General features: G+C 56.6%; 1 rRNA gene. It reads right to left on the minus strand.

Annotated features, from left to right (window positions below):
• Nucleotides 1-32 precede the first annotated feature (32 nt).
• Nucleotides 33-3,156, minus strand: a 23S ribosomal RNA gene (locus ACFRU2_RS42145).
• Between the last annotated feature and the right edge of the window lie 58 nt (nucleotides 3,157-3,214).

A 3,214-nucleotide genomic window follows, 5' to 3' on the forward strand; every position in this document is an offset into this window, starting at 1 on the left:
CTTCAGAACTAACACAGTGGACGCGAGCAACTGAGGACAAGCCCTCGGCCTATTAGTACCAGTCAGCTCCACCCGTTACCGGGCTTCCACATCTGGCCTATCAACCCAGTCGTCTACTGGGAGCCTTACCCTCTCAAGGAGGTGGGAATACTCATCTTGAAGCAGGCTTCCCGCTTAGATGCTTTCAGCGGTTATCCCTCCCGAACGTAGCCAACCAGCCATGCCCTTGGCAGGACAACTGGCACACCAGAGGTTCGTCCGTCCCGGTCCTCTCGTACTAGGGACAGCCCTTCTCAATATTCCTACGCGCACAGCGGATAGGGACCGAACTGTCTCACGACGTTCTAAACCCAGCTCGCGTACCGCTTTAATGGGCGAACAGCCCAACCCTTGGGACCGACTCCAGCCCCAGGATGCGACGAGCCGACATCGAGGTGCCAAACCATCCCGTCGATATGGACTCTTGGGGAAGATCAGCCTGTTATCCCCGGGGTACCTTTTATCCGTTGAGCGACGGCGCTTCCACAAGCCACCGCCGGATCACTAGTCCCGACTTTCGTCCCTGCTCGACCCGTCGGTCTCACAGTCAAGCTCCCTTGTGCACTTACACTCAACACCTGATTGCCAACCAGGCTGAGGGAACCTTTGGGCGCCTCCGTTACTTTTTGGGAGGCAACCGCCCCAGTTAAACTACCCATCAGACACTGTCCCTGATCCGGATCACGGACCGAGGTTAGACATCCAGCACGACCAGAGTGGTATTTCAACGACGACTCCACAACCACTGGCGTGGCCGCTTCAAAGTCTCCCACCTATCCTACACAAGCCGAACCGAACACCAATATCAAACTATAGTAAAGGTCCCGGGGTCTTTCCGTCCTGCTGCGCGAAACGAGCATCTTTACTCGTAGTGCAATTTCACCGGGCCTATGGTTGAGACAGTCGAGAAGTCGTTACGCCATTCGTGCAGGTCGGAACTTACCCGACAAGGAATTTCGCTACCTTAGGATGGTTATAGTTACCACCGCCGTTTACTGGCGCTTAAGTTCTCAGCTTCGCCACACCGAAATGTGACTAACCGGTCCCCTTAACGTTCCAGCACCGGGCAGGCGTCAGTCCGTATACATCGCCTTACGGCTTCGCACGGACCTGTGTTTTTAGTAAACAGTCGCTTCTCGCTGGTCTCTGCGGCCACCCCCAGCTCACGGAGTAAATCCGATCACCAGGACTGGCCCCCCTTCTCCCGAAGTTACGGGGGCATTTTGCCGAGTTCCTTAACCATAGTTCACCCGAACGCCTCGGTATTCTCTACCTGACCACCTGAGTCGGTTTAGGGTACGGGCCGCCATGAAACTCGCTAGAGGCTTTTCTCGACAGCATAGGATCATCCACTTCACCACAATCGGCTCGGCATCAGGTCTCAGCCTTATATGAGGGACGGATTTGCCTACCCCTCGGCCTACACCCTTACCCCGGGACTACCACCGCCCGGGCTGGACTACCTTCCTGCGTCACCCCATCGCTTACCTACTACAAGTCTGGTTCGCCGGCTCCACCACTTTCCTTTCCCCGAAGGGTCCGGAACGGCTTCACGGGCTTAGCATCGCCTGATTCGATATTGGGCGTTTCAAAGCGGGTACCGGAATATCAACCGGTTGTCCATCGACTACGCCTGTCGGCCTCGCCTTAGGTCCCGACTTACCCTGGGCAGATCAGCTTGACCCAGGAACCCTTAGTCAATCGGCGCACACGTTTCTCACGTGTGTATCGCTACTCATGCCTGCATTCTCACTCGTGAACCGTCCACAACTAGCTTCCGCTGCTGCTTCACCCGGCACACGACGCTCCCCTACCCATCACAGCGGGCGTTGGCCCTATTGCTGCAATGACACGACTTCGGCGGTACGCTTGAGCCCCGCTACATTGTCGGCGCGGAATCACTTGACCAGTGAGCTATTACGCACTCTTTCAAGGGTGGCTGCTTCTAAGCCAACCTCCTGGTTGTCTCTGCGACTCCACATCCTTTCCCACTTAGCGTACGCTTAGGGGCCTTAGTCGATGCTCTGGGCTGTTTCCCTCTCGACCATGGAGCTTATCCCCCACAGTCTCACTGCCACGCTCTCACTTACCGGCATTCGGAGTTTGGCTAAGGTCAGTAACCCGGTAGGGCCCATCGCCTATCCAGTGCTCTACCTCCGGCAAGAAACACGTGACGCTGCACCTAAATGCATTTCGGGGAGAACCAGCTATCACGGAGTTTGATTGGCCTTTCACCCCTAACCACAGGTCATCCCCCAGGTTTTCAACCCTGGTGGGTTCGGTCCTCCACGAAGTCTTACCTCCGCTTCAACCTGCCCATGGCTAGATCACTCCGCTTCGGGTCTAGAGCGTGCAACTCAATCGCCCTATTCGGACTCGCTTTCGCTACGGCTTCCCCACACGGGTTAACCTCGCTACACACCGCTAACTCGCAGGCTCATTCTTCAAAAGGCACGCAGTCACGACTGTATGTGCAAGCACATACAGCGACGCTCCCACGGCTTGTAGGCACACGGTTTCAGGTACTATTTCACTCCGCTCCCGCGGTACTTTTCACCATTCCCTCACGGTACTATCCGCTATCGGTCACCAGGGAATATTTAGGCTTAGCGGGTGGTCCCGCCAGATTCACACGGGATTTCTCGGGCCCCGTGCTACTTGGGAGATTCTTAAGCAAGCCGCTGATGTTTCGTCTACGGGGGTCTTACCCTCTACGCCGGACCTTTCGCATGTCCTTCGACTACATCAACGGTTTCTGACTCGCCGACCGGCCGGCAGACCGATCAAAAGAATTCCCACAACCCCGCATGCGCAACCCCTGCCGGGTATCACACGCATACGGTTTGGCCTCATCCGGTTTCGCTCGCCACTACTCCCGGAATCACGGTTGTTTTCTCTTCCTGCGGGTACTGAGATGTTTCACTTCCCCGCGTTCCCTCCACACTGCCTATGTGTTCAGCAGTGGGTGACAGCCCATGACGACTGCCGGGTTTCCCCATTCGGACACCCCCGGATCAAAGCTCAGTTGGCAGCTCCCCGGGGCCTATCGCGGCCTCTCACGTCCTTCATCGGTTCCTGGTGCCAAGGCATCCACCGTGCGCCCTTAAAAACTTGGCCTACAGATGCTCGCGTCCACTGTGTAGTTCTCAAGCAACGACCAGTCACCCATCACCCC

Source organism: Streptomyces sp. NPDC056883 (assembly GCF_042788835.1).
Taxonomy (GTDB): Bacteria; Actinomycetota; Actinomycetes; order Streptomycetales; family Streptomycetaceae; genus Streptomyces; species Streptomyces stoeckheimensis.